This is a genomic window from Hallerella sp. (assembly GCF_022776125.1).
GTDB classification, from domain to species: Bacteria; Fibrobacterota; Fibrobacteria; order Fibrobacterales; family Fibrobacteraceae; genus Hallerella; species Hallerella succinigenes.
The window spans coordinates 1-24981 of sequence record NZ_JALFIA010000085.1; the positions used below are offsets into that span (position 1 = coordinate 1).

The following is a 24981-nucleotide window of genomic DNA, read 5'->3' on the forward strand; positions in this document are numbered from 1 at the left end:
CACTCTGAACCATTCGCGAAGCAGAGGCTTTACTTTGAGCCGTTAACCAACGATAAGTCGCCGTCGCAGCGATGGTCGCAACGAGCATAAAAAGCAAAACGACAACTAACGAAACGCCTTTCTTGCTATTCTGCATAATCAACCTCCGCATTAGCTCCGTGGTCCATTGCTCGGTGTCGGGATAACAAGCATCGTATGTCCCGTTTCACCTCTGCGGTTAATCGTCAAATGCAAACGGAACGCCTTCACATTCTGTTTATCTTTATTATTCGAAGGCATATAGTTTACAAATTCATAATTGGAAGAAGCGATCTTATCAAGTTTCAGATTGCTAATGAAAACAGATCCTGCCGCAGCCATCGGCGAATAACTTGCAAAGGTAAAGGCCATGCACAAATTCGAAAGTCTTTCAGGAACACTGAATTGCATTTTACGAGATCCTATCGCCTTGGTAGAAACAGGAGGATAAAAAAGGAAATCCTTCAAAACTGCAGGACGGTCGCCTGTCGCCGCGTAGCGGAAGCCGACAGCCATGTGATCGCGGCCCGGAACAAACATGCGGGAAGCATCTTCCGAGAACGGCATTTCAAATGATATTTCATAACCCACATTCGGTTCGAGCGTTACCTGCTGGCAAAGATCCTGCCAATTTCCAGCCACTTCATTCGGAAGTCCCACAAAAACCTGACTTGCGATTTTACCCGATTCGTCGACCTTCGCCTGGTCAAAATTATAATTGGAACTGAATCCCGAAACCGATACCGAAAGCGAAGGCGCAGATGTCGTCACGCTTTTCCAGTATTCCGTGCCACCGCGGGAAATCAAACGGAAATTGTGCACCGAAGTATCCGTAGAGGGCAAAAGCTGAGTCGTTTCCAAGCCAGAAACTCCAGGCTTTGCCGGTTCCACATAGAACTGAGCCACGTTTGACGCAATCTGCACCGGAGTCGGGTTCGATGTATTCGAACATGGGTCTTTATCTTCAAAACTTACACCCGCCCGTTGTTCAATCACCTTACAGGTTCTGTAAAGCGTACTGTCTACCACAAACCACTCGATTTCCTCAATCGAAACATAATGGCCATTGTTATCAAAACGCATACGGCGAAGCGTCAATGTATCCGTATTCTCATTCGTCGAAGCCGAACCAATCCTGAAAGACGAAGAATCCGGACTCACAGCTGTCGGATTCATATAAATGCTCGACAGATTTGCCATGTAGAAAGAGTCCGTTTCCGAAGAAGCCTTGTATTCCAGGGAAGCCTTCGCCCCCATCTGCGCCACGTCATCCTTAAAGAGATTTGCCACGTTTTCCGCTTCTTCCGAAGCGCGCAGCATATTCTGCGTTCTCACGCGGAACTTGGTGCTGTCCGAAAAAGCCTGACCTGCCACCAATACGACGATGCCGATCATCGCCATATACACCACGAGTTCCATCAATGTAAAGCCACTCTTCTTCATTGAATAATCCTCGAAATGCTGATGAATGGGACGGTATTCTTATACTTCCAAGAGACGGTCACTTCTAAACGCTTGGCATATACATGCGAAGTCGTATCGTAAGCGGTCGTATCCCTGCGGGTAAAAAAAGAGTCCGGACCGACCTCAACCTTTGTCGAATATTTCACCTGCATCTCATACTGGTTACTGCCGGGTTTCCCCTTCCAAGTGCGGGTGATCGTATCAATCGTAATCGTCGAACCCGAAGTCAAACTTGAAATGCCGAGACTGCTCAAAGAATCCACCACCTGTTGCGCGACCTCTATCGCGCCATCACGGCCGCGAATACGGAGAAGCGTATCCCGGTTTCCCGTCTGCAAATGGTTCAGCGCCACATACAAAAAGCCAAGCACAGCAATCGCAATCAGGACTTCAATAATCCCGAAGCCCTTCTTGGCCACCTTGGCTATTTTTTCACGAGACCACACCATTCCACCAGCTCCTTACAGATCCGCCCAAGATTCTCTTCCATCGTAACTGATTTTTGAAACGAAGCTGTTCCGGGTTTCCACCTTAACGGCTGCACCGAACAAATCCGTTTCCAAATACCGCACCAAGAAATAACCTTCATACGGAGCGGCAGAAATTCCAAAACGAGGCACAAATTGCGCACCCGTGCCATTTGTCAGCCAGTTGCTTCCATCAAACGAAGATTCCGTCATCGCTACCAGATTCACACCGGTCGGCATTTCCAGCCGATCGAGCTCCGTCGCCGTACCCGTTTCCGTACAGGCAGATTTATAAGCCACAAGCACATTGTTATCCGCCTTGACACAGACCGTATCACTGATCTGTTTTGCCTTGTTCGCTACCGTTTCTGCAAAAGCGGCCACATTAAAAGCAGCGTCTTTCACGCGATTGTTGGCAATCGCCTGGCGCAAATTCGAATAACCGGCCGCAGATAAGATGCCAATGATGGCAACGACGACCAACACTTCAATGAGGGTAAAACCCTTCTTTGTCAGAATACTCTTTTCCACATTATAAATCTATACAATTTACGGCAATCGCGTAAACAAAACAATACAAAGGGCTGCCCAAAACGGGGCAAAATAGCGATGCAATTTTTTTTGCCACATTAAATGGCGAAGGATGCTCTCAAATTTTCAATATTCGAAGCAAACTCCGGATCGTGACGCATATCACGTTCGACGGCCTTGATGCTGGCGATTACCGTCGTATAATCACGTCCGAACTGGAAACCAATGCTTAACAAGGATTCCTTGGTCAGCTCACGGCAGAAGTACATCGCCACCTTACGCGGAACCGAAACCGATTTTACTCGGGTATTGGCTCGCAAAGATTCCACGGAAACGTGGTAGGCATTCGCCACCATTTCCTTGATCGAAGAGATCGTCGGAATCGGCTTGTCGGCCACATTTGCCGGATCAATCACATTGCAAGATTCACAAAGTTCCTTGAAGGTATCGAGAGTCAAATTGACTCCGAGAAGATCGTGGTAAGCAAAAAGCTTGGTCACGACCCCTTCGATTTCACGCACATTGCCACGCTGATGCTGAGCCACCCAGCGGAAAATACGGTCGCGTTCTTCTACCGGAATCTGCAAAGCATTCGCCTTTTTGCGAAGAATGTTCAAACGGGTTAAAAAATCCGGAACATCCACGGCAATGCTGTTGCCGTCAAAATGCGTAAATCCATCGTAAAGGTTCGGAATTTCGGTCGGGCGGCGGTCTGCGCAGAATACGGTCTGGCGCTTTGCTGCCACACGTTTCTGCAGGACCTGGAACAGAGCCTTTTCTGTCGCTCCGTGTCCAATGCCAGCGATTACCTGAATATCGTCGATCAGCAAAAGTTGCGGATCTTCGTAAGTACTGCGCAATTTCGCAAGCGCGTCCGCACGTTCTGCACGGGAAACGCTCATGTCCTGAGTGAGCATGAAATCTTTCAAGAACTGTTCTGCCGTGCGGAAGACAACGCGTGAAGCCGTGCTGTACATGATCGCATAGCGGCCAATCGACTGCAACAAATGCGTTTTGCCGACGCCCGGGCCTCCGAAAAGGAAGAACGGATTCATAGAACATTCCATCGGATTTTCGGCGATCGTGCGGCACATGGCAAGAGCAATGCGGTTCGAGTCGCCTTCCACAAAGGTGTCGAAGGAATAGTTCGAATAGAACAAAGCGAGAGTCTTAGCGTTTTCCGCAAGGAGAGTCTTTTCTTCACGGCTGATCAGCGGTTTACGGACAACAGGCTTTTCCACAGCGGCTTCGCTTGCGGCGTCCGTGGACATGATCATCACCTGGGACGCCTTGCTGCTTGCAGAAACAGAAATCAAATAATCGTTGATTTCCGGGTCTGCCTGCTTAAACGCTTCTAAAAGGGCGCTTCTAAACTGACCGTTGATCCAAGAGGCGACAAGTTCGTTTGCAGCGATGAGCTTTGCACAGCCGTTTTCAATGCAATCCAAGGTCAAGTTCTTCTTGCCGAACCACATATCGTAAGAGTTCGCCGAAAGCGAGCTCCGCAAAGAAGAAAGGACAGAATCCCACAGGCCCTGTGAGGCATCTGCCAACCGAATTACATTATCTATCAACATTCAACCAAAAGAAAACGGTAAAGGTTTTACATACCCATTTTTTACGGTTTCGTAATTTAACAAAAACTTGCAACTTGGGGACTTTTTTTCAAAAAATCTTAAAAATCGCCGAAATTTAGCCAATTTCAAACATTTCAGTTTTTGTTCAAAATATCATCTTTTAAGTCTGCAATACAACCCTAAAATATCCCCAATTAAGGTCACAATTTATCCACCGATATTTTCGGAAGAATCCCTTGCCAGATTTTAGAGCCTATTGCTGAGAGATTCAGGAGTAGGAGGTTGGAATGTTATTGCGAGGAATACATCCGCTTCTTTGGGGCATTACAAAGTACGTTCAGAGATCTGCTTGTACTTTTCGTAAACCATCGGAACCAGTTCCGTTTTCGGATTGATCGGCTTTTCCGCAGAAAGTTTTTTGATGTCGATCGGTTCCATGACCGTGGAGCGGACGACGACCGTGTCCGAACTTTTGCGGGTTTCCCATGTCGTGCGGGAACCTTCGATGTAGATTGGGAGAATGATGGCGTTCAAATCCGTTGCGAGGCGGAAAGCCCCGCTCTTGAACGGTTTAACGGTTCCATCCTTGCTACGCGTTCCTTCCGGGAAGATAAAGGCTCGCACCGTTTCCTTCGAAGATTCGAGGCGGTCCTTGATGGCAACGCATGCACGGGAATCCTTACGGTCCACGATCACGCAGTGCAAAGCCTTCATCCAAAAATTCAGGAACGGGATATAGGTCAGTTCCTTCTTTGCAAAAAAGCCAATCGAACGTCCGAGCGTCAAAAAGACGATCGGAATATCGAAATAGGACTGGTGATTGCCCACCACAAAAACCGGACGGTTCCAATCGACACGGGAAAGCGCCGACTGATTTTCAATGTCGATGTGAACACGGAGCACCTTAAAGCAGTACTTCGTAAACGTCTGTACGCGGTATTCTACCCATGCCGGCACCGACTTCCGCATGAATACACAGCGGAACAGGAACGGCGGCATCACGACCATCATATATCCCAAAACCAAAATGATGACGCGGATCTTAAAAAGGATCAGTGGCATATGTGATTTCTCCGAGAGCGGTCTTTCTAAATAGCGTAAAAACCGGGAAGGTTTAAATTCAGAAAGACGGCCCTTCCAAAAACGTTTTTTACAATATAGCAAAATCAGCACCGCCTCTGCACGGGTGACGCCGACGTAAAAGAGACGTTTTTCTTCTTCTAATTGCATTTTTTTCTGTTTTCGCGAACCTTCGCATTCGCCCGGAGTCAAGCGTTCAGATAGCCCCGCATAAAAGACGACCGTATACTGTAAACCTTTGGAACCGTGGACCGTTTCTACATGCACACCGGGAACTTCGGGAGATTCCGAATCCTCTTCACGGTAAACGGGAATGCGAAAATTTTGAAGCGCCTCTTCGTAATACAGGCGCTGTCGATTATAACGCACCAGAATGGCAAAGTTCTTAAATTCGAGATCATACGCTTCACGGAGTTCCTTGATTTTAGAAACGATGCGCAAAAGCTCCGTTTGCGGATCTTCACTGACCCAAAATTCCGGAGCGCGATTTTCCAAAAAGATCGGTTTCTTTGAGCTGTTCCCCGCTCGCAGCGTTTTGCGAAGAAGCAACGGTTTATCTTCAAAGATATTGTTCGCCAAATACAGCACCTTGGGAACGGAGCGGTAATTCCATTCGAGGCGCAACAGTTTGGAATGGGGAAAGTCCTTGCAGAAGCGAAAAACGTTCCCAATATCTGCGCCGCGAAACCCGTAGATAGCCTGGTCGTCATCGCCCACGGCAAAAAGGTTTTCGTTCTGTCCGAGGATTGCTCGAACAAGCAAATACTGCGAAGGATTGATATCCTGATATTCATCAACAAGAACTTCCCTAAAGCGGTTGCGGATTTCCTTTTGCACGGCGGATTTTTTTTCAAGTAGTTCCGTGGCGAGGTAAATTAGATCTTCAAAGACGATGTTCCCTGTTTTTAAAACGCCTTGGCGAATGACCTCGAGTTTTTTTAAAAGATTACCGGGAAGGTTTGGCTTAAAAAGATCATCGCGTGAAATTGCATCCGGCGAAATCCGATGATCGACCAAGGCGCAGGCGAACCGTTCACTTTCCCCTTCCCCAGGCTTTGGAGCCTTCAAAAATCCGGCGAGTTCCCAGCCGAATTTCCCGTTGAACTTTTCTCGTAAAATGGAATAAGCGAGCGAATGGAAAGTGCTCAGTCGAATATCCGCATCGGGAAAAAGCTTTTGTACACGTTCGCGCATTTCGGCAGCCGCCTTAGCGGTAAATGTCAGAGCGAGAATCGATTCCGGTTTTACGCCCTGCAGAACGCGCCACTGGATACGCCTCGTCAAAACGGATGTCTTGCCCGATCCTGCCGCCGCCAAAATCAAAAGAGGTCCATCCTTTTGATGATCATAAAGAACGGCCCTTTTTTGATCGCTGTTCAAGCCCTTCAAAATTTCCGTTTCCATTTCTTCTTTTGTCGCCATGCGAATTCTCCCTTTTCACGGTTTATCCGTCTCGTTAGTGAACAAAAAAACGTCTTCTGCATAAGAAGACGCTCGAAAAATCAAAACAGAGAAAAAGAAAGGTTTTTTAATGATTTTCGGAATTCACATGATCCAACGATTCCACTTCGGAAAACGTGGACGACTCCTGTTTTTTCTTTTCGGTCATAAAGAACACAGCACCGGCAAGGCTCACCACCAGGCTTACCATGTAAGCGAGGAGCTGCACCACCACAGACTGCAAGCCCGGCACGCCGATACGGTCAAAGAGAGACTGCGCCAAAAGTTCACGCGGGCCAAAACCGCCAATCGAAATCGGAAGCGCACTGATCACCGAAACCATCGGAATAAAGAAGAAGTACCACGAGACATCAATATCGAGACCAATCGCAATTCCACAAAAATAATGTACGACCACGCGCAGACCCTGCGTCAGAGCCGAAAGCACAACGATGTGTACCCACATTTTCCAATCGCGATAATGCTGAAAACGTTTCTGAAAATGCAAAATACGGGTCTGTACCGACTCAGGAAAAATCTTATTTGAAAACCAGGCGAGAACACGCCCGATCCGCTTGCTGAAAAGTCCGGCAAACAAAACGCAAAAACCGAGAAACACCCACAGCGAAGGCAACAGGAACAAGCGCTGATTCGGATCGCGAATAAAGAACAACAAGCCGACCGCGAGCGCGAGCACGTTCAAAAAGAAGAGTCCAAAAAGACGGTCAAAAAAAGTCGCGGTCAAGCCACCACCCACCGTCCGCTGATTTCCCTGCATACGGATGTCGTAGACCTTTTTGACGTCTCCACCCACGTTTCCCGGCATAAAGTTGTTAAAGAAAAGCCCGACAAAATAAAGCTTCACCAGGTGCCAATAGCCCATGTGAACTTCTTGCTTATCCAGCAACAGCTTCCACTGCAGGCAACCGGTAAAATTGGAAAGGGCAAGGCAAAACATGGCAACAAACAGCGGCAATAGCGAAGATATCGAAAACAGATTCCAAAGGTCACCCGTGTCCCAGCCCGGAGCGGTCACAATTTCCCTGTACACAAAGTAACAAGGAACCAGCGTTACCAAAAGTTTCAGACAAAAAATCAAAAAAGACTTCACGCGAGTGTTCATGGATTCTCAATCGTCTTTTGCAAGACCGCTAAAATTTCATTCGCTGTACGACTCCAGTGGAAACAATCGGCATAACGCTTGGCATTGGCCTGCAAATTTTCACGGAGTTTTTCATCTTCATAAAGGCGTTCCATCTGCTGACAACAGCCTTCCACGCCCTTGGACCTGGGATACAACAAGCCAGTCACGCCGTCTCGGATACAATCCTTGTATCCCGAAAAATCCGGAGCGATCGTAGTCGTTCCATACTTACCCGCACAGATTACCGAAAAGCCCCAGCCTTCCTGGTAATCGGTCTGCAACAAGCAAAACGCGCGGCGCATCAAATCGGCCTTGCGTTCCCGAGTCGCATTGGATTCCACAAGAACGCGGTCGCCTAAGCCTCGGCGTCGAATCTCGTTCGGCAACTGCGATAGTTTTGAACCGGAAAGAGTCATGCGCAACAAAAATCCCGCATCGGGATGGCGACGGCTAAAGACTTCAAACGCATCCAACGCCGCAACCAAACCATTGCCGTGACCCTGCGAAGAACTCCACAAAAAGAAGCGTTCCTTTTGCGAAACAGGAGGTAAATCTTCAGGAATGAGATCCGAGCCACAGTACACAAGCGCAATGCGATTGCGGGAAATCCCCAAATCGATCAAGCCCTGCACAAGCGTTGGAGATACGGAAATAAAAGACGACCTGGTGTAAAGGCTCGGCAAAGCGATTTCCCAAATCCACGTGAGCAAGGAAGCTAGCGAAATGCTCTGCCTAAAAATCGCCGTACGCCATAGCCGATGCACCAACACGACCGTTGGCAGATCCGTCTTCTTTTCAATTCTCAGCGGACGTCCGGCCAGATTTTCTAGAGCTACGTCAAAATGAAATTCTTTATTCAGCTGCGGAATTGGATTTTCCCCCGAACGCACCACAGTCACACCATTCAACACCTCCCGCGGAGGCGCTCCGTGAATAGGCGACACGAGCATCACAACCTCGTTTCCTTGCGAGGCGATGTTCTCAAAGATGCGCTGGGAATAGTATTCAAAGTCACCCGCATCCGGATGCTTAGAATCCCTGCGTTGGAGAACAAGAAGCTTCATTACTTTTTCTTCGGTTTCTGTGCGAGAATACCAATGGAAAGCTGCGTATAACGGGCAAGCGGTACACGGTCAAAGGCATCCAGGAAAGCATCCTTCGCCTTTTGATACAGAGTGCCGTGCAGCGGATACTTCGGCAGTTCCACATTGATTTTGAAACAGGCTTCGCGCAGAATGCGATAAAAAAGGTTCGGTCGCATCCAATCACCGTATTCATACGTGATGTGGAAACCGGCACGCTTGATCAAAGAGCGAAGACCCTTGATCGAGAACTGCGTTTCCCAACCGGCAAACCATTTTCCCATCGCAATCAAGACGTGCTTGATCACCGTGTAGATGTGGAAGGTCTGCGGCACGTCACAAAGAATATAACCGCCTTCCTTGATGATGCGGAAATTTTCCTGAATCAGCGGATTCGGATTCACAAAGTGTTCTGCGAGACCCTGATGGAAAATCAAATCGAAAGTGTTATCCGGGAACGGCGAATGGAAAGCATCGCCACGGACACAGTGCAGATTTCCTTCGAGACGTTCACGGATGCGCAAATTTTCGACAGTCTTCAAGCTTTCTGCCGAAAAATCGAGAACGTAAACGTCCGCGCCTTGCCTTGCAAGTTCCGCACTGTCTCGACCCGTACCAGGTCCGACTTCAAGGATTTTCAATCCCTGTACATTGGGGAAATATTTATGAATCGTCTTACGGATCGCCGGGGACGCAGGATACACCTTGGAAAGGTCCTGCTTACGAGCCCAGAAACGGTCCCAAACAGATTGATCAGGTTCTTTAATAGACATAGCTTCGGAAATATAGGATTTTGCGCAAAAAACCGAAAAAAAAGGCTCCAAAAGAAGGTGCTCTCTTGAATGTCATTATTTTATGACATTTTGATTTTACTAGTCATTTTAAATTTACTACATTACTGTTGAAACATGGATTAACAACACGCAAAAATGTTTTCTTAATCTTGCAAAAAACACACAAATATTTCAATCATGCCTTAATTTTTTAAAAAACAACGATTCGAAAATTATGCTCTTGAAATTTTACACTCTTGGCACGCTCCTTGCTCTAGAAAAAAACGATATTATAGGAAAAAGGACAATAAATGCATATTGATTCAACAGACGTCACTCTGAAACGCTACTTGGACGACATCCGTAAGACAGCTCCGCTGACTCGTGAAGAAGAACAGATCCTGTTCCAAAAAGCGAAAGAAGGTGACAAAATCGCTCGTCAGAAATTGATTTCTGCTAACATGCGATTCGTTTTGAAAGTCGCGATCCAGTACCGCGGCTGTCCGATTCCTCTTCCGGATCTTGTGAGCGAAGGCGCTATGGGCCTCGTTCGTGCTATCGAAAGTTTTGAACACACCCGTGGTTTAAAGTTCATCAGTTACGGCGTATGGTGGATTAAGGCTTACATTACACGCGCCATCAACGAACAGGGCAACCTGATACGTCTTCCGGCAAACCAGCACTTGCGCGTGCGTAAAGCTTTGCACGAACAGTCCCGCGGTAAGGAGATCAGCGAAGACATTCGTGAATTGATCCAGATCGGTCAGCGCGGCGTTTCGTTCGACAGCCCGCTCAAGGCAGATTCCAAGGCTACCTACGCAGAAGTTCTCGCCGACGGCAGTGCTTCGAACCCGGAATCCGATTCGGAAATTCAGAGCGTGGAAAATCTTTCCAAGGAACTCATGGAACAGCTTCCAGAACGTGAAGCGAAGGTAATCGAAGGCATCTTCGGCATTAACCAGGAAGCTCCGCAGACCTTGCGTGAAGTCGGCGAATCGATGAACATTTCTCACGAACGTGTTCGTCAGTTGCGCGACCAGGCTCTTCGCCGTATTCGCAAGTACAACAGCCGTGAATTCTTGCAAGAAAAGAAGGACGCGTTCCTCGCGGCCATCAACAAGTAATTCTATTTTCAATTTTAAAAAGCCCGTCAAACAGACGGGCTTTTTTAGTTTTAAAAACTCCGATTAGAGTTCTGCCACCGTTTCGATTTCAACAAGGGAACCCTTCGGAAGTCCAGAGACTTCGAAGCAACTACGCGCCGGCTTGCTTACGAAATGTTTTTCGTAAACCGCGTTGAACGCGTTAAAATCGCCAAGGTTCTTGAGGAAGCAAGTTGTCTTCACCACTTTCGAGATGTCGGAACCTGCCGCCTTGAGAATCGCTTCGACGTTCTTGCAAGCCTGTTCGGCCTGTTCTTCGATCGTCGATCCTTCTACGTTACCCGAAGCCGGATTGATAGGAATCTGGCCCGAAGTAAAGATGAAGTTCCCGGACACAATCGCCTGCGAATACGGGCCGATTGCCGCCGGAGCTTCTGCTGTATGAATGACCTTCATGGATTTTTCCCTTGGGTTATACACCGAGCTTCGTTTTCACGATTTCGGTTGCGTGCTGGATGGCACCAGAAACCTTTTCCACTTCACGGGTACCGGCCTGTGCACGGTCCGGACGTCCACCGCCACGGCCGTTTGCATAGGCGGCGAGTTCCTTCACCAAGTCTCCTGCCTTAACGCCCTTCTTCTGAAGAGCCTTGCCGACGAGAACAGCGATGCTGCCCGCCTTGCCACAGACATTGCCGAGCACGACGACTTCGTCGTCTGCAATCTTTTGGGCAATGCCGTCTAGGAGCGTCTTGAAGCCGTCATCCGGAGCCTTCGTGTCGCGGATATAGAGCTTCGCTTCACCGACCTGTTCCGGATTCTTCAAAAGTTCTGCAGCGGCGGAAGCCGCGATTTCGAGCTTTGCGTCAGCGAGTTCCTTTTCGAGCTTGCGAGCGTTTTCAAGAGTGAGTTCAAAGCGTTCGACAATCGCATCGTTCTTGGCGCGGAGCTTGTCACGTAAAACGGTGAGAACGGAGTCTTCCAGGCGGAAGAGAGCCATTGCGCCACGGCCCGTAAGAGCTTCGATACGGCGCACGCCCGAGCTCACGCTCGCTTCCGAAACGATCTTGAACATACCGATGGCACCCGTATTCTTCACATGGAGACCGCCGCAAAGTTCCTTCGAGAATTCTTCGCCGCAGGCACCCATCTTGACCACACGAACTTCTTCGCCGTACTTTTCGCCGAAGAGAGCCATAGCACCGCTTGCCTTCGCTGCGTCCACGTCCATCACGTCGGTGTTCACCGGAAGCGTTGCACGGATCTTGTCGTTCACAATGTCTTCGACCTGCTGGATTTCTTCCTTGGTCATCGCCTGGAAATGGCTAAAGTCAAAGCGGAGAAATCCCGGTTCCACACGGCTACCCTGCTGGGCAACGTGCGAGCCCAAGACCTGACGGAGGGCCGCCTGGAGCAAATGCGTTGCGGAGTGGTTTGCACGGATATCGTCGCGGAGACGCATATCAACCTTGGCGACAAATTCCACGGACATCGTGTCCTTGTTCGCTTCGCCCTTGGTCACCTTACCGCGGTGCACAATCGTATCGTTCACGCGAATCGTGTCGAAAATGGCGATGTCCAAGCCTTCTGCCTGGAGAAGGCCCTTGTCGCCGACCTGACCGCCCATTTCTGCATAGAACGGAGTCGTGTCGAGGACGATCGAAAGAATACCCTTATCTTCACGGAAACGGAGAACCTTGACTTTCGCGGTGTCCGCTTCGTAACCGACGAACTGCGTCGAACCCACAGCGTATTCCGTCCAACCTTCAGAGCCCATCGTGTTGATGCCCTTCTTCATGTTGGCACGTGCGCGGTCCTTCTGTTCCTGCATGCACTTTTCGTAGCCTTCTTCATCGATCAAAAGACCCTTTTCTTCGGCGAGAATTCCGGTGAGGTCTGGCGGGAATCCATAGGTATCGTAAAGGAGGAAGACCTTGTCACCCGGAATTTTTTCGCCCTTCTTCAAGTCAGCGGAAATGGTTTCGAAGCGTTCAAGGCCTGCATCGAGAGTGCGAATAAAGCTTTCTTCTTCGCTCTTGATGACATTTGCCACAAAATCCTTGCGTTCGCGGATTTCCGGGAAGGCGTCTCCCATCGTATCGGCGAGGACCTGGACAAGCTTATAAATAAAGGCTTCCTTCTGTCCAAGGAGACGCGCAAAACGGCTTGCGCGGCGGAGAATGCGGCGAAGCACATAGCCACGGCCTTCATTCGACGGAAGTGCACCGTCAGCGATGGCAAAAGAAAGTGCGCGGAGGTGGTCCGCGATCACGCGGTGCGGAGTACCTTCAACACCGTCATTGTACGGGACGCCGGAAAGTTCAGCGACCTTGCTGATAATCGGAGTGAACACGTCCGTATCGTAGTTGCTGGTTTTGCCTTGCAAAATGGCGCAAATACGTTCAAAGCCCATGCCGGTATCCACGTTCTTCGCCTTGAGCGGAACGAGGGATCCGTCGGACAGGCGTTCATACTGCATGAACACGTTGTTCCAGATTTCGATATAACGGTCATTTTCACCGTTCACACCTTTGATCGGGTCCTTGAACGTTTCCGCCTGCGTGGCGATGTCACCACGGTCATAGTGAATTTCGGAGCAAGGACCGCAAGGGCCGGTGTCACCCATTTCCCAGAAGTTCGAATGAGCGCCGAAGCGCATAATGCGATCATCCGGAAGACCCGAAACGTCCTTCCAGATTTGCCAAGCTTCGTCGTCGTCTTCGTACACGGTTGCAAAGAGACGTTCCTTCGGGAGCTTCCAGACTTCGGTCAAAAGTTCCCAAGCCCAAGCAATCGCTTCTTTCTTGTAATAGTCGCCAAAGGACCAGTTGCCGAGCATTTCAAAGAAAGTGTGGTGATAATTATCGCGACCGACCACATCCAAGTCATTGTGCTTGCCCGAAACGCGAAGGCACTTCTGACTGTTGCAAACACGCTTCCAACCCTTCGGATTATCTCCGAGGAAAATCGCCTTGAACTGGTTCATGCCGGCGTTGGTGAACATCAGCGTCGGGTCGTCATGCGGAACAACCGGCGAGCTGCGGACAAACAAGTGTCCTTTGGATTCGAAAAACTTGATAAAGGATTCGCGCACCTGCGCGGAAGTCATCGTTTCTGCCATAAGTTTACCTTTGGATTTATCCGGCGGCAAAGTTAACAAAAAAAGGACCGGAAAAAAAATCCGGCCCTTTCTGGTTGATCGAAAAACAGGGTTAATGCACCGCCATGCGCTTTAACGACAAAATCCGCCCGTTTTGAGAAAGCCTGACCAAGCAAACGCCCTTCACCAAAAGATTTTCCAGTTCAAGCGTCTTCGAAAATCCATAGAACGAATCCCGGTAAAGGATCTTTCCCGAAAGATCATACACGGTTAAATCCTTTTTGCCCACAAGCGAAGTATTCGCCTGAAGAAGATTCCCATGAACTTGGAGCGAAGAAACCGCATTTTGCGGATTTAACAAATCGATCGCTGAAGAATTTTCAGATGGCGCGTCCGAAGAATCCGATACAATCGTAATTTTAAATTCAAGATCGACTCGTTTTTGTCCATAAACAAGAGCCTGCCTAATCGTGTAAGATTCTCCGATTTCCGTTTTGAAAGGAAACTGGGCGATTTTTGCAACCCCTTCCGAAAGATCCAGTTCCGAGAAAACCCGAGCGACGGATCCTTCCGAATCCCAATTGCAAACATTTCCGGAAGCATCGAAGCAATGACCAGAAGCCGATGCGGTCGATGTCGGATTAAGCGAGCCATCGGATTCCACTGCATAATAGAGAAGATCTCCCGAAGCAAAGAGGGAGCTTGCAGAACCGACAACCCCGAGCGATTCCAAAGCTTCGTTCACATCTACAGACACCGACGTATACAGGGAATCCTTTTGCAACGTGACAGCATAGGTAAACGATTCCGTCAATAGTTCCACGCTAGAACTCGAAACATCCATTTCGCTCGAACTCGAAAGTTCCACGCTAGAACTCGAAACATCCGTTTCGCTCGAACTCGAACTTTCCACGACACAAGTTTCCACCGAAATTCCGTCCTGCGTTGCAAAGCAAATCTTTTCATCCTCTTCCAAAATGTTGTACAAATTCACTCCCAGGTTCACTCCAGCCCAGGAATTCATCGTCGTAAAAGAATTCACATTTTGAGAGCCAGGAAAAACGTCATCGACCAAGTGGGTAAAGTCAAAACCATCGTCATACCCCGTCACTTTTAAATTTCCCGCTTCGACGACATCAATTCTCTGATGGCTGACCACATCATTCAAAACATCTTGATTCCAAGCGGTCTGATCGTAATCAATATGCCAAATCAAAAGGCCATGATTCGGGAGAGATGCATCCCATCCGCTCTGCTGGCGGTTTTCGATCACGTACCATTCATCGGCTTTCCCGCTTACCGGAACCTTGTACGCCTGATTCGAAGAATTCAAGCTTTCGAGAACCGTTACTCCGGAAGAGGAACTCAGAGTCGTATAAGACATCCAGCCCATAAATTCCTTTTCAAATGCACTGTAACCGACCGGTTTACCGCCACCGTTATTGTACATCCCTGTCGACATCACATCCCAAGCATGCGCCCCCGGAGCCTGATAAGCATTGTTAGAAAAATCGTCATAGCAATCCGAAGCAGCGACGCAGTAATGATCTTTCAAACCCATCGTATGGCTGAATTCATGCACAAAAGTTGCGATCGGCAAAAGTTTCGTCGCGCTAGACATCTGGCTGATGATAAAATACGAATTGAAGTTTTTTGAACTTCCTGCACTGATTTTCCCCCCATCCCACTGCAATTCGTACTGATAGCCCCCTAAATTATTGGCCGCGGATTCCGTCCCCGCATAAAGAACCACAGTTGCATCGATATCGCCATCCCCATCCGAATCATACAAGCTCGGATCAAAATTCGGATAGTTGACCTTCAGGGTTGCTATCGCTTCTTCGATTAATGTATGAACCGAATTGGTATAGCTTGAAAGAGAATCCGAAACGGAAACCAGATAGATGTCAAAGGTCGGAACAAAAATTCCATTGGACTGATCTCTGAAATAATCCTTGACAGAGCCCAAATGGTTATTCTCCGTATAGCCGACTTGATTCAGCTGATTCCAATATTTTGCGGAATCCGCATTGGAGGCACTTGGAGACGCCACCAACAAGACCGGGAAACGGTTGGTACCCGTCGCATGGGAATTTGCACTCGGAAGCCGAAGCAAAGGAATTGTATTTTCCGCAGACGGCACCCAATCCGATTTCTTTTCTTCCCCATTTTGGTCGGGGCGTTCAAGCTTATTCGGATTTTTCTTTTGATGCGACTTTCGCACTTTGGACTTATCGAGTTTTTGCAAAAAAGACTTGTCGGAAGCATCTCGCAGATCTGCATTCTTCGCTTTGACAGAACTGGCCTCCCCCTCTTCATCCACATAGTAATAGACGCCGTCGGAATCGGAAATGACAAGATAACCATCTACGGTTTGCGTATAACGATAATGTTCATCGCCTCCGTTCCGAAGGGTGAGCGAATCGCCCGCGTTATCTATCGAGTAGGGAGTCGGATTTGCAGGAAACGCCCAAAGGCCAGCAGAAAATAGCGACGCGTTTGCAAGCAAAAAGTACTTTTTCAAGTTCCATTTCATCTTAAGCCTCCTACAGCCTTGTCTCTGTAAACTAAGCTCAAAAATATCAATTCGTTCTCACTTCTGGCCACTATTCGTGTAAACGGTGTTTAATCAACGATTTTTTTACAAATCATATAACTATATTTATACCGTGGCTAAATTACCTATCGTATGTATCGTAGGACGCCCGAACGTGGGCAAGTCCTCTCTTTTCAATCGCATCCTCGGACGCAGAGCTGCTGTCGTTTCTGACCGTGAAGGCGTGACCCGCGACCGTCATTATCAAACGGCAACTTACAAGGGCCGTGAATTCACCGTCGTCGACACTGGCGGATTCCTTCCGGATGACACGATTGACGTCCTCGCCGCCAATGTGCGCGACCAGATTTTCACAGCAATCCAAGAAGCAGACCTCGTGCTGTTCATGGTTGACGCTCGTGTCGGCATCACCAAGCTCGACGATCAGTTCGCAAGAATGATCCGCAAGCTCGACAAACAATGCCTTTTGATTGCAAACAAGAGCGAAGTCCCGGAAGACCGCGCCGAAAGCTGGGAATTTTTCTCGCTCGGCATGGGCCAACCCCGCACCATCAGTGCGCTCACCGGCTACGCCTGTCTTTCGCTCTTGGATGAAGTCATTTCGCTTCTCCCCAAAAAGGGTCAGTCCGACAAGGAAGAAAAGCGTCCTATCCGCTTTGCGATCCTCGGACGTCCGAATGCGGGCAAGTCTACGCTCCTCAACCGTCTTATGGGCGAAGAACGCGTCGTGGTTTCCGACATTCCGGGCACGACCCGCGACTCGATCGACTGCACCTTCACCGTCGATGGTGAAAAGTTCGTCGTGACCGATACCGCAGGCCTTCGCAAAAAGGCGAAAGTCGAAGACGAAGTCGAAATCTTCAGCAACATGCGTACCGAAGAAAGCATCCGCCGCTCGGATCTTTCCATTCTCATGATCGACGCAACTCTCGGCATATCAGAACAGGACTTCCGCATCATCCAGAGCATCCGTCAAGCGGGCAAAGGACTGATCATTCTCTTGAACAAATGGGACATTCTCCCGGACAAGACAGAAAAATCCTTTGACCACATGGTGAAGGCGATGCGTGAACGCGAACCGTTGTTCGAATTCACCCCAATCCTCTCGATCAGCGCCAAGGAAGGTTTGCGCGTGCACCGCATTCTGCAGGAAATCAAGACCGTCTATGCGAACTGTCGCCGAGTCATCGGCCGTGAACGCATTGCAGAAGTCTTCGCAGAAGCCTGCCAAAAGAATCCGCATCCGGCTCACCAGGGACGCTTGGTCAAGCTCACCCGAGCCTGCCAAATCATGGTCGAACCTCCGGTCATCGACATCGAAACCAAGAACCCGGACGCCGTCGACGAATCTTACAAGCGTTATCTTCTGAAGACCTTCTTCGAAGCGTTCCATTTAAATGGCGCACCGCTCCGTTTAAACTTCGATACCAAACTCATTCTTAGAAAGGACGAAGACCTTGAACAGTTTACTCTCGCTTCCGATAGCATATCTCCTCGGGTCAATTCCAACCGCCGTATGGGTCGCAAAGATCGTCAACGGTAAAGACTACGACATCCGCAATTACGGTTCGAAGAATTCCGGTCTCACGAACACAATCCGCGTCCTCGGCGTCAAGCCGGCTCTGCCTGTTGTTCTCGTGGATCTTTTGAAGGGTTTCTTCGCTCCGACGATCGCTTTATGGATGAACGAAGCTTCCAAGGCTTCGGGCGGTCCGGATTACTTCTGGCTTCCGCTTGTCTGCGGTTTGCTCGCGATTCTCGGCCACAGCTTTACTTGCTTTGCGGGCTTCCGCGGCGGTAAAGGCGTTTTGACCGCTTTCGGTGTTTTCCTTGCCCTCGCTCCGGTCACCGCTCTTGGCGCATTTGCCGTCTGGTGCCTCTTGACCTTCATAACAAAGTATGTCTCCGTGGGCAGCATCTTCGCCTGCATCACGTTGACAGGCCTTGCCACCTTTGGTTATGTCGCCCCGAATATCTATCCGCATGACCACATTAACGAAGGCATCCTCACCATCGCTTGGATCGTCGCCGTGTTCGTCATTTACAAACACAAGGCAAATATCAAGCGTTTGATGAACGGAACTGAAAACGGCTTTGGCAAAAAGAAGAAAAAAGTGTAATTTCCTTATTAGGAAACAAAATTGTATCAATATAAAGGCTAACTAGAACTATGAACGTTACAGTACTCGGCACCGGCGGATGGGGACTTACCCTCGGCCAAGTTTTGAATGACAATGGACACAAGGTTTCTTTCTGGACTTTCTCACAGGCAGAAGTGGATCTGCTTTCTACGGAACACCAGTACAAGGACAAGCTTCCCGGCGTTATTTTTCCGGATTCGTTTACTTACACGACCGACATGAACAAAGCTCTCGAAGGGGCTGAACTCGTTTTAATCGTCGTCCCGTCCCAGGTGATGGGCAACGTCTGCAAGACCTTTGCCAAGTGGAATCCACAGGGCAAGATTCCGACCGTCGTCTGTGCCACGAAGGGCATTCTCGAAGGTACCGACCAGCGCATGAGCGAAGTCATCCTCGAAAACGTTCCTTGGCTTGACAGCGATCACGTGGTGACTCTGAGCGGTCCGACCCACGCAGAAGAAGTTTCCCGCCGCGTTTACACGGCGATTATCGCCGCGTGCCCGAACGAAGAATCGGCAAAGCAGGTGCAGAAAATTTTCAGCAACGACTACATCCGCATTTACACTTCTACCGACCAGATCGGTACGGAACTCTGCGGCTCTGTGAAGAACGTCATCGCGATTGCAAGCGGCATCCTGTACGGCATCGGTGCTGGCGACAACACCCGTGCAGCTCTCATTACCCGCGGTCAGGCAGAAATCTGCCGCCTCGGTCGCGCTCTCGGCGCAAACCCGAGCACCTTTGCGGGCCTCGCGGGCATGGGCGACCTGATCGTGACCTGCCTTTCCCAGCACAGCCGGAACCGCTATGTGGGCGAATGCATCGGCAAGGGAGAAACCCTTTCCCAGGTGATGAGTCACATGAAGATGATCGCCGAAGGCGTTCCGACCTGCAAGAGCGCCAAGGCTCTCGCGGATTCTGTTCACGTGGAACTTCCGATCGTCAATGCGGTCTATGAAGTACTCTTCAACGACAAGAAGCCGGCTGAAGTCATCCAGGAATTGATGAACCGCGATCTGAAGCCGGAAGCGGAGTATTAATTCCCATTGTAAAACATTCACAAGTCAAGTTCGCATGAAAAAAGCGCTCATCAAAAGTCTAATCCTTTTGTGGGCGCTTTTTTTGTCGTCCTGCGTCACGATTCGCGATGACTCCGCCAAAACCGTCTATTCAGAAAGATGGTGCTATTACGACTTCAACGGGATTTACCGTTGCTCGACCTGTTACGGCAGCGAATGCACCTGCAATATTTCCGCATACGATTTATGCTCGTTCGGAACATGGGAGCGTGCTTGCCGCGCCTGCTATGAAAGCCGCTTCAGCGATTTCGCAGACCTCTACGGAGATCCGCGCCTTTCCGTTTGCAGTCCACAAGCCCTGTGCAACCTTTGCAGTGCAGGGAACACAGCCTGTGGACCTTACCCGCGAGCGGAATGGAGCATTCACGTTAACACGGCTCCCCCGCCCCCAGTTTACTACAGAAAGCGTCACCGCGGTCGCCCGGATGACTACCCAGAACCTCCACCGCCAAGGCGCAAACGGTAAACGTCAAACCGTCCTAAATTCCTTCACAATTTGCCGCCGCATGCAATGAGAATTCCCCATTGCACCAAGAACTTCCCTCGGCGCGCGTCTTGTAATTGAAAAGCGGCAACTGCACACTCATCTTGGAATCAATCGGGAACTCTACAACGGCAAGCGAATCGCTTGCCACATTTTTAGCGCTCGCATAAAAGAGAGAATCTACCGTTCCCGAAGCACAGCGGAAAACAATCGATCCTTTAGTTCCAGGCATCGCAAGCGGAACCGTTACATCACGGCCTTCCAGAGAATCCTTTCCAAAGACCAGATAAGCGTCCGGAGCGATCTTTGCCGCAAAAGCGGAATCGGTCATCTGCTTGAGCGAGGAGTTGCTCGTTGCCCAAAGGGAACAGCCTTCCAGATTCAACGTATCAAGACTTGCATTGTAATACTCCACGAATTCTTCCTTGCCTTCCGTCATGAATTCCGTAACCAGCAAGTCTCCCTTTTGCGGAGCCCGAAGCTTGGATGGCAAATGCGCAACCGCCGTTAACGTACGAATAGAATCGTTTGAAATCGAAAGAGAAACGTTCGCGTGCAACGAGTTCAACTGCCAATCGAGCACAAAGTTTTCTCCGTCGATCGTCACCTGGGAATCGATTGCATACAAAGTATCCCCTTCCGTCGAAAAGAGTAAAATTTTCGCCTCATATTTTTTCCCTAGGATAAGCATCTCCGTCGCCGCAGTCGCTTCGATTTCCCCTACCAAAAAAGCGTAATCCTTGGAAAAATCTTCACCACGAACCTGCAACGTTCCCGAAGAAATCCCCATCGAATTTTCAAGACCGAGCGGGATGCGCACGTAAAAGAATCCCGCAACCGCATGCATCGCAATGGAAAGGGAAACATTTTCCCCCGCCACGAGGTTCGCCGAAACTTCGCCCTGTTGCACGAGCATTCCATTTGCATAATGCTTGGCATAAAAATTCCAGTCACCCGGATCAAGCCTCTGATCCAAAGTTTTTTCTCCCTCCGAAAGAACCGTGTGAATTGTATCCGGGCCAACAAAGTCCACCACGATACTATCCGAGAGCGGAACGCTTTTTGCAGCAACATCCAAATGCACCGAGGAAAGTTCCCCCGAAGAAACCTCCGGGTTTTCGCCCTGGGTGCAGCCCCAAAATTCAAAAGCCGAAAGCATCGACAACGTAACAATGGGGAAAATTCGCTTTAAATGGATAACTCTCATTTTTGACTCCTATGGTTGAATGAGAGAAGCTCCATATACTAGACGCTTTTCGGCGCTAAATTTCTACATTATTTTTGAAAAGATTTATTAACCCGAATGCTGGGAGATTTCACGATGAAGAAACTGACTCTTTCCGAAAGCAATAAAAAAATCGTCGGCGTATGCGGCGGTATTGCAGAATACTTCGGCATAGACGCGACGATTGTTCGAATCGGTTGGATTTTAGCAACGCTCATTTCGTTTGGAACGGCATTGCTCGCTTACTTGATTTGCTGGGCGGTTATGCCCAACGATCCAGAGTAAACGGATACGGTGAACGGCGCTTAAAGCGCGGATCGTCCAAAACCTTCGCCCACAAGAATCCCTTGCGGGCTTCTTTTATATTCAGATTAAGGTTCGGTGCACGCTTTGAAGCCTTCTGTTCCAAAGAAATCTCGTGGAAAGAAACGTCTGCACTCGGATCCTGCGAAACCACAAATTTCGGTTTTGCGGTAAAGACAGGTTCTGCCTCTACAAATTCGTGCGCAGGAACCTGGGTAAAATCCTTTTTCGGAGCATAGGAATGTGCAGGCGCCTTCGGAGTCGGAGTCGACTCAAAGTGCTTCGCCCTGTGTTCAAATTCCCGATGTCCGGAAGGAATCTCGTTCGAAAGCGTTTTCTGTTCCGCTTCGATGATTTTCTTTTGAGGAACCGGAGCCGAAGAAACTTCCCCACGCATCGCCTTCGCCTGTTCTTCTTTGAACTTGCGAATCAGATCCTGCAAGGGATCCGGCGTTTGCGGAGAAAATTCTTCTGGTTCTTCCAAATTCTCTTCGGAATCCTCTTCCCATTCTTCATCGGTATCTTCTGATTCCCAAGACGCTTTGCGCGACGATTCAGTCGGCAGCTGATTCTGCCGTTGCTGTTTCGCCTTGCGATGCGCAGAATAAGCGATAATCGCAAAGGTAATCAAAATTCCAACCAGATTTTCCATGAGAATTCCAAAGAGTTTGAATTAGGCATTCGGCTGATTCGGCTGGGCATCAACACCGCCGAGCTGGGAACGCATTTGCGTATCGGCCTGGATGTTCTTCATGTTGTAATAGTCCATCACGCCAAGGCGTCCATTGCGAAGAGCGTCCGACATGGCCATCGGAACCTGGGCTTCGCTTTCGACGAGCTTCGCACGCATTTCCATGACCTTCGCCTTCATTTCCTGTTCGGCAGCGTAAGCCATGGCACGACGTTCTTCCGCCTTCGCCTGGGCAATCTTCTTATCGGCTTCAGCACGGTCCGTTTCAAGGCGTGCACCGATGTTCTGACCGACATCCACATCTGCAATATCGATCGATAGAATTTCAAAAGCGGTTCCTGCATCCAGACCCGATTCCAAAACCTTGCGAGAAATCATGTTCGGATTTTCAAGCACATCCTTATGACTTGCGGCACCGCCGATCGAAGACACTATGCCTTCACCTACACGAGCCACCACCGTTTCTTCGCCAGCACCGCCGACGAGCTTCTGAATGCTTGCGCGCACTGTAATACGGGTCACCGCATGCAGCTGAATACCGTCCAAAGCCACAGCGCTCACACGCGGCGTTTCAATCACCTTCGGGTTCACCGACATCTGAACCGCTTCCAGAACGTTACGACCGGCAAGGTCAATCGCCGCAGCCTGCTTAAAGTCGAGCTTGATGTTCGCCTTGTTCGCCGCGATCAAAGCCTGAACCACGCGGATCACGTCACCACCCGACATATAATGAGCTTCGAGGAGGTTCGTATCGACCGGCATGCCTGCCTTGCAGCTTAAAATGCGAGATTCCACAATTACCTTTGGCGGAACCTTGCGTAAGCGCATTCCTATCAACTGGAACATGCTCACGCTTGCCCTAGAGAACAAAGCCTGGAGCCAAAGACTAAAGAAATTGGCAACGAAAGCCAACAGGACCAAAGCGACAATTGCGGCAATGAACAGCGCAATAGCGGCAATCATACTCATAATACCCTCGAACGGTTAAAAGAAATTTCTAATCAACAATATACAACAAAAACTATTTCAAAGTCCATTCGAAATAGGAAATCGTCTTTCTTAAGCCTTCCTCCAGCTGCACGACCGGTTCCCAATTCGAAAGCACTTTCTTTGCACGGGAAATATCCGGTTTACGCTTCTTCGGGTCATCGCCCGGAAGGCTCAGGTAAACGATTTTGCTTTTGCTTCCCGTCAGGTCAATCACCTTCTGGGCAAGTTCGAGCATCGTAAATTCATGCGGGTTTCCAATATTCACAGGTCCAATCGCATCGTTCTGATCCATCATTCGAACAATCGCTTCGATTAAATCCGAAACGTAACAGAAGCTGCGGGTCTGTTCGCCCGAACCGTAAATGGTAATGTCTTCACCCTTCAATGCCTGCACGATAAAGTTGCTGACGACGCGACCGTCATTGGCGAGCATGCGCGGGCCATACGTGTTGAAGATTCGCACGATGCGAATGTCCACACGGTTCTGACGATGATAATCCATGAAGAGCGTTTCTGCGACGCGTTTGCCTTCGTCGTAGCAGCTTCGAATACCGATGGGGTTCACATTTCCCCAGTAATCTTCGGTCTGCGGATGCACATCCGGGTCGCCGTAGACTTCACTTGTCGAAGCCTGGAGAATACGGGCATGTACGCGCTTTGCCATGCCGAGCATGTTGATGGCGCCCATGACGCTCGTCTTGATTGTCTTGACCGGATTATACTGGTAATGGATCGGGCTTGCCGGGCAAGCCAAATTAAAAATGCGGTCAACTTCCAACAGAATCGGTTCGGTCACATCGTGACGAATAAGTTCAAATCGGCGATTGTCACGCAAGTGGTCCACATTGCTCATTCTGCCTGTAAAGTAATTGTCGAGACAGATCACTTCATGACCATCATCCAACAAACGTTCACAAAGATGCGAACCTAAAAATCCAGCACCGCCGGTCACTAAACAACGCATATAAACTCCAGAAATGTCTTTGAAGAATATATATAAATAAAAACGTATCTCGCCTTTCTTTAGACGAGATACGTCGATATCTGCCTTTTAGGGGATTCCTCCGGAGTCCCTCGCTGCTCGGCTCGGCAATGCAGAAATGCGAGCATTTCTGCGCTGCGCTCGCCTCACTGCTAGTCCTTGAGGCAACGGACAGAGTACCTGAAGAACTTATTGTCACCTGCCTCCAGGTCCGCGCAGTCATAATCATCGAGCAAGTACATGCTGTACGCGTAGTAGCTATCGAACTCCGTAGAACTCCAGAAGTGCGCATCGACGCGCAAAGAGCTGGGCAAGCTGCCGGCAGGCAACGCCGAGAAACCGAAAGCATCCGTGCCGTTGCCGCTCGGGCCTTCATCGCTTGACCAGCCGCTGGTGGACTTGAGGGCGGTACCGGCTGTCGAGCTGCCGCCCACAGCTGTGATCAGAGTGTCCCATTCATCTCTACTGGGCAAATGCCAGCCGCTGGGACAAATACCCTGCACCGTGCCGGAAAGTCCACACGTCTTGCCGTAACCGCAATCCAGCGGATTGTCCGCATCGGTTGCAAGTTTCACCGAGTCAATCGCCGCCGCCCAGGTGTAAAGGCGGCCGTATTTTTCGCAATTTGCAGCGACATTGCCGTAACACCAGCTATTTTCCTTGAGACTCGGGGTCTTCACGCTGTCTGCATAATTCAGGTTCTCTGCCATCCACACTTGTTCGCCGATTTTCACCGTCTTGTATGTGTTG

Annotated in this window: 22 protein-coding genes; 6 read left to right on the forward strand and 16 right to left on the reverse strand. The window is 49.5% G+C overall.

Features of this window, described 5'->3' with window-relative positions; genetic code table 11:
• Positions 1–150: 150 nt before the first annotated feature.
• The 8 genes from MR847_RS10150 to MR847_RS10185 all read right to left on the reverse strand — a co-directional run bounded on the left by MR847_RS10150 (position 151) and on the right by MR847_RS10185 (position 9576).
• On the reverse strand, positions 151–1461 hold the full coding sequence (locus MR847_RS10150; protein WP_287723680.1) for a PulJ/GspJ family protein: 1311 nt from the start codon (positions 1459–1461) through the stop codon (positions 151–153).
• Entirely contained in the window at positions 1458–1931 is a 474-nt protein-coding gene (locus tag MR847_RS10155) for a type IV pilus modification PilV family protein (protein WP_100426069.1), read from the reverse strand. The genes MR847_RS10150 and MR847_RS10155 overlap by 4 nt, the downstream gene beginning before the upstream one ends.
• 12 nt (positions 1932–1943) lie before the next feature.
• Complete coding sequence (locus MR847_RS10160) at positions 1944–2480, reverse strand: pilus assembly FimT family protein (RefSeq protein WP_287723681.1); 537 nt, start codon at positions 2478–2480, stop codon at positions 1944–1946.
• Between the two features lie 98 nt (positions 2481–2578).
• The gene (locus MR847_RS10165; RefSeq protein ID WP_198514913.1) at positions 2579–4033 is read right to left on the reverse strand and encodes a DnaA ATPase domain-containing protein; all 1455 of its coding nucleotides are present in this window, start codon (positions 4031–4033) and stop codon (positions 2579–2581) included.
• Between the two features lie 348 nt (positions 4034–4381).
• Complete coding sequence (locus tag MR847_RS10170) at positions 4382–6559, reverse strand: UvrD-helicase domain-containing protein (RefSeq protein ID WP_287723682.1); 2178 nt, start codon at positions 6557–6559, stop codon at positions 4382–4384.
• 106 nt (positions 6560–6665) lie between these two features.
• Positions 6666–7700 carry a lysylphosphatidylglycerol synthase transmembrane domain-containing protein gene (locus MR847_RS10175; RefSeq protein ID WP_100426067.1) on the reverse strand — a complete coding sequence of 345 codons (1035 nt, stop codon included), beginning with the start codon at positions 7698–7700 and terminating at the stop codon, positions 6666–6668.
• Positions 7697–8785, reverse strand: coding sequence for a glycosyltransferase family 4 protein (locus tag MR847_RS10180; RefSeq protein WP_287723683.1), 1089 nt, complete (start codon positions 8783–8785; stop codon positions 7697–7699). The genes MR847_RS10175 and MR847_RS10180 overlap by 4 nt, the downstream gene beginning before the upstream one ends.
• Complete coding sequence (locus MR847_RS10185) at positions 8785–9576, reverse strand: class I SAM-dependent methyltransferase (RefSeq protein WP_287723684.1); 792 nt, start codon at positions 9574–9576, stop codon at positions 8785–8787. Before MR847_RS10185 ends, MR847_RS10180 begins: the two co-directional genes overlap by 1 nt.
• A gap of 311 nt (positions 9577–9887) precedes the next feature.
• Between MR847_RS10185 and MR847_RS10190 the strand changes: the two genes are divergently transcribed.
• Positions 9888–10700, forward strand: coding sequence for a sigma-70 family RNA polymerase sigma factor (locus tag MR847_RS10190; protein WP_100426065.1), 813 nt, complete (start codon positions 9888–9890; stop codon positions 10698–10700).
• Positions 10701–10763: 63 nt separating this feature from the next.
• Here the strand turns inward: MR847_RS10190 and MR847_RS10195 are convergent, their stop codons facing one another.
• The 3 genes from MR847_RS10195 to MR847_RS10205 all read right to left on the reverse strand — a co-directional run bounded on the left by MR847_RS10195 (position 10764) and on the right by MR847_RS10205 (position 16315).
• Positions 10764–11135, reverse strand: coding sequence for a RidA family protein (locus MR847_RS10195; protein WP_100426064.1), 372 nt, complete (start codon positions 11133–11135; stop codon positions 10764–10766).
• Positions 11136–11151: 16 nt separating this feature from the next.
• Positions 11152–13800, reverse strand: coding sequence for an alanine--tRNA ligase (gene alaS / locus MR847_RS10200; protein WP_287723685.1), 2649 nt, complete (start codon positions 13798–13800; stop codon positions 11152–11154).
• 91 nt (positions 13801–13891) lie between these two features.
• Positions 13892–16315 carry a M6 family metalloprotease domain-containing protein gene (locus tag MR847_RS10205; protein ID WP_287723686.1) on the reverse strand — a complete coding sequence of 808 codons (2424 nt, stop codon included), beginning with the start codon at positions 16313–16315 and terminating at the stop codon, positions 13892–13894.
• 133 nt (positions 16316–16448) lie between these two features.
• Here MR847_RS10205 and der point away from each other — a divergent pair, with 133 nt between their 5' ends.
• Genes der through MR847_RS10225 form a run of 4 tightly spaced genes read left to right on the forward strand, consistent with a single transcriptional unit; the run spans position 16449 to position 20022 of the window.
• Positions 16449–17879 carry a ribosome biogenesis GTPase Der gene (gene der / locus MR847_RS10210; RefSeq protein WP_106519119.1) on the forward strand — a complete coding sequence of 477 codons (1431 nt, stop codon included), beginning with the start codon at positions 16449–16451 and terminating at the stop codon, positions 17877–17879.
• Complete coding sequence (gene plsY, locus MR847_RS10215) at positions 17794–18456, forward strand: glycerol-3-phosphate 1-O-acyltransferase PlsY (protein ID WP_277001106.1); 663 nt, start codon at positions 17794–17796, stop codon at positions 18454–18456. The genes der and plsY overlap by 86 nt, the downstream gene beginning before the upstream one ends.
• A 50-nt stretch (positions 18457–18506) precedes the next feature.
• Positions 18507–19517: an NAD(P)H-dependent glycerol-3-phosphate dehydrogenase gene (locus tag MR847_RS10220; RefSeq protein ID WP_106519120.1), complete on the forward strand. Its 1011-nt coding sequence runs from the start codon at positions 18507–18509 to the stop codon at positions 19515–19517.
• A 34-nt stretch (positions 19518–19551) separates the two neighbouring features.
• A complete protein-coding gene (locus tag MR847_RS10225; RefSeq protein WP_287723687.1) occupies positions 19552–20022 on the forward strand; it encodes a hypothetical protein in 471 nt (156 codons plus the stop codon).
• Positions 20023–20035: 13 nt separating this feature from the next.
• On the opposite strand, the gene MR847_RS10230 is transcribed toward MR847_RS10225, so the two are convergent.
• Positions 20036–21247, reverse strand: coding sequence for a lamin tail domain-containing protein (locus tag MR847_RS10230; protein WP_287723688.1), 1212 nt, complete (start codon positions 21245–21247; stop codon positions 20036–20038).
• Between the two features lie 114 nt (positions 21248–21361).
• Between MR847_RS10230 and MR847_RS10235 the strand changes: the two genes are divergently transcribed.
• Positions 21362–21550, forward strand: a complete 189-nt coding sequence (locus MR847_RS10235) for a PspC domain-containing protein (protein WP_100426840.1) — start codon at positions 21362–21364, stop codon at positions 21548–21550.
• Here MR847_RS10235 and MR847_RS10240 read toward each other — a convergent pair.
• From MR847_RS10240 to MR847_RS10255, 4 genes are all read right to left on the reverse strand, one after another.
• On the reverse strand, positions 21528–22220 hold the full coding sequence (locus MR847_RS10240) for a hypothetical protein (RefSeq protein ID WP_287723689.1): 693 nt from the start codon (positions 22218–22220) through the stop codon (positions 21528–21530). The genes MR847_RS10235 and MR847_RS10240 overlap by 23 nt on opposite strands.
• A gap of 21 nt (positions 22221–22241) precedes the next feature.
• Positions 22242–23228 (reverse strand): flotillin-like protein FloA, encoded by a 987-nt coding sequence (floA, locus tag MR847_RS10245; protein ID WP_100426056.1) that lies wholly within the window; start codon positions 23226–23228, stop codon positions 22242–22244.
• 52 nt (positions 23229–23280) lie between these two features.
• A complete protein-coding gene (locus tag MR847_RS10250; RefSeq protein WP_100426055.1) occupies positions 23281–24213 on the reverse strand; it encodes a UDP-glucuronic acid decarboxylase family protein in 933 nt (310 codons plus the stop codon).
• Positions 24214–24383: 170 nt separating this feature from the next.
• On the reverse strand, positions 24384–24981 hold a 598-nt coding region (locus tag MR847_RS10255; RefSeq protein WP_287723690.1), incomplete at its 5' end, for a fibrobacter succinogenes major paralogous domain-containing protein.

What these genes read in the sequence shown, in the direction of transcription:
- MR847_RS10170 (WP_287723682.1), bottom strand. Translation starts at nt 6,559, where the DNA reads ATGGCGACAAAAGAAGAAATGGAAACGGAAATTTTGAAGGGCTTGAAC.
- MR847_RS10175 (WP_100426067.1), bottom strand. Translation starts at nt 7,700, where the DNA reads ATGAACACTCGCGTGAAGTCTTTTTTGATTTTTTGTCTGAAACTTTTG.
- alaS (WP_287723685.1), bottom strand. Translation starts at nt 13,800, where the DNA reads ATGGCAGAAACGATGACTTCCGCGCAGGTGCGCGAATCCTTTATCAAG.
- MR847_RS10180 (WP_287723683.1), bottom strand. Translation starts at nt 8,785, where the DNA reads ATGAAGCTTCTTGTTCTCCAACGCAGGGATTCTAAGCATCCGGATGCG.
- MR847_RS10150 (WP_287723680.1), bottom strand. Translation starts at nt 1,461, where the DNA reads ATGAAGAAGAGTGGCTTTACATTGATGGAACTCGTGGTGTATATGGCG.
- MR847_RS10190 (WP_100426065.1), top strand. Translation starts at nt 9,888, where the DNA reads ATGCATATTGATTCAACAGACGTCACTCTGAAACGCTACTTGGACGAC.
- MR847_RS10195 (WP_100426064.1), bottom strand. Translation starts at nt 11,135, where the DNA reads ATGAAGGTCATTCATACAGCAGAAGCTCCGGCGGCAATCGGCCCGTAT.
- floA (WP_100426056.1), bottom strand. Translation starts at nt 23,228, where the DNA reads ATGAGTATGATTGCCGCTATTGCGCTGTTCATTGCCGCAATTGTCGCT.
- MR847_RS10250 (WP_100426055.1), bottom strand. Translation starts at nt 24,213, where the DNA reads ATGCGTTGTTTAGTGACCGGCGGTGCTGGATTTTTAGGTTCGCATCTT.
- MR847_RS10225 (WP_287723687.1), top strand. Translation starts at nt 19,552, where the DNA reads ATGAAAAAAGCGCTCATCAAAAGTCTAATCCTTTTGTGGGCGCTTTTT.
- MR847_RS10155 (WP_100426069.1), bottom strand. Translation starts at nt 1,931, where the DNA reads ATGGTGTGGTCTCGTGAAAAAATAGCCAAGGTGGCCAAGAAGGGCTTC.
- MR847_RS10230 (WP_287723688.1), bottom strand. Translation starts at nt 21,247, where the DNA reads ATGAGAGTTATCCATTTAAAGCGAATTTTCCCCATTGTTACGTTGTCG.
- MR847_RS10240 (WP_287723689.1), bottom strand. Translation starts at nt 22,220, where the DNA reads ATGGAAAATCTGGTTGGAATTTTGATTACCTTTGCGATTATCGCTTAT.
- MR847_RS10185 (WP_287723684.1), bottom strand. Translation starts at nt 9,576, where the DNA reads ATGTCTATTAAAGAACCTGATCAATCTGTTTGGGACCGTTTCTGGGCT.
- MR847_RS10220 (WP_106519120.1), top strand. Translation starts at nt 18,507, where the DNA reads ATGAACGTTACAGTACTCGGCACCGGCGGATGGGGACTTACCCTCGGC.
- MR847_RS10205 (WP_287723686.1), bottom strand. Translation starts at nt 16,315, where the DNA reads ATGAAATGGAACTTGAAAAAGTACTTTTTGCTTGCAAACGCGTCGCTA.
- MR847_RS10235 (WP_100426840.1), top strand. Translation starts at nt 21,362, where the DNA reads ATGAAGAAACTGACTCTTTCCGAAAGCAATAAAAAAATCGTCGGCGTA.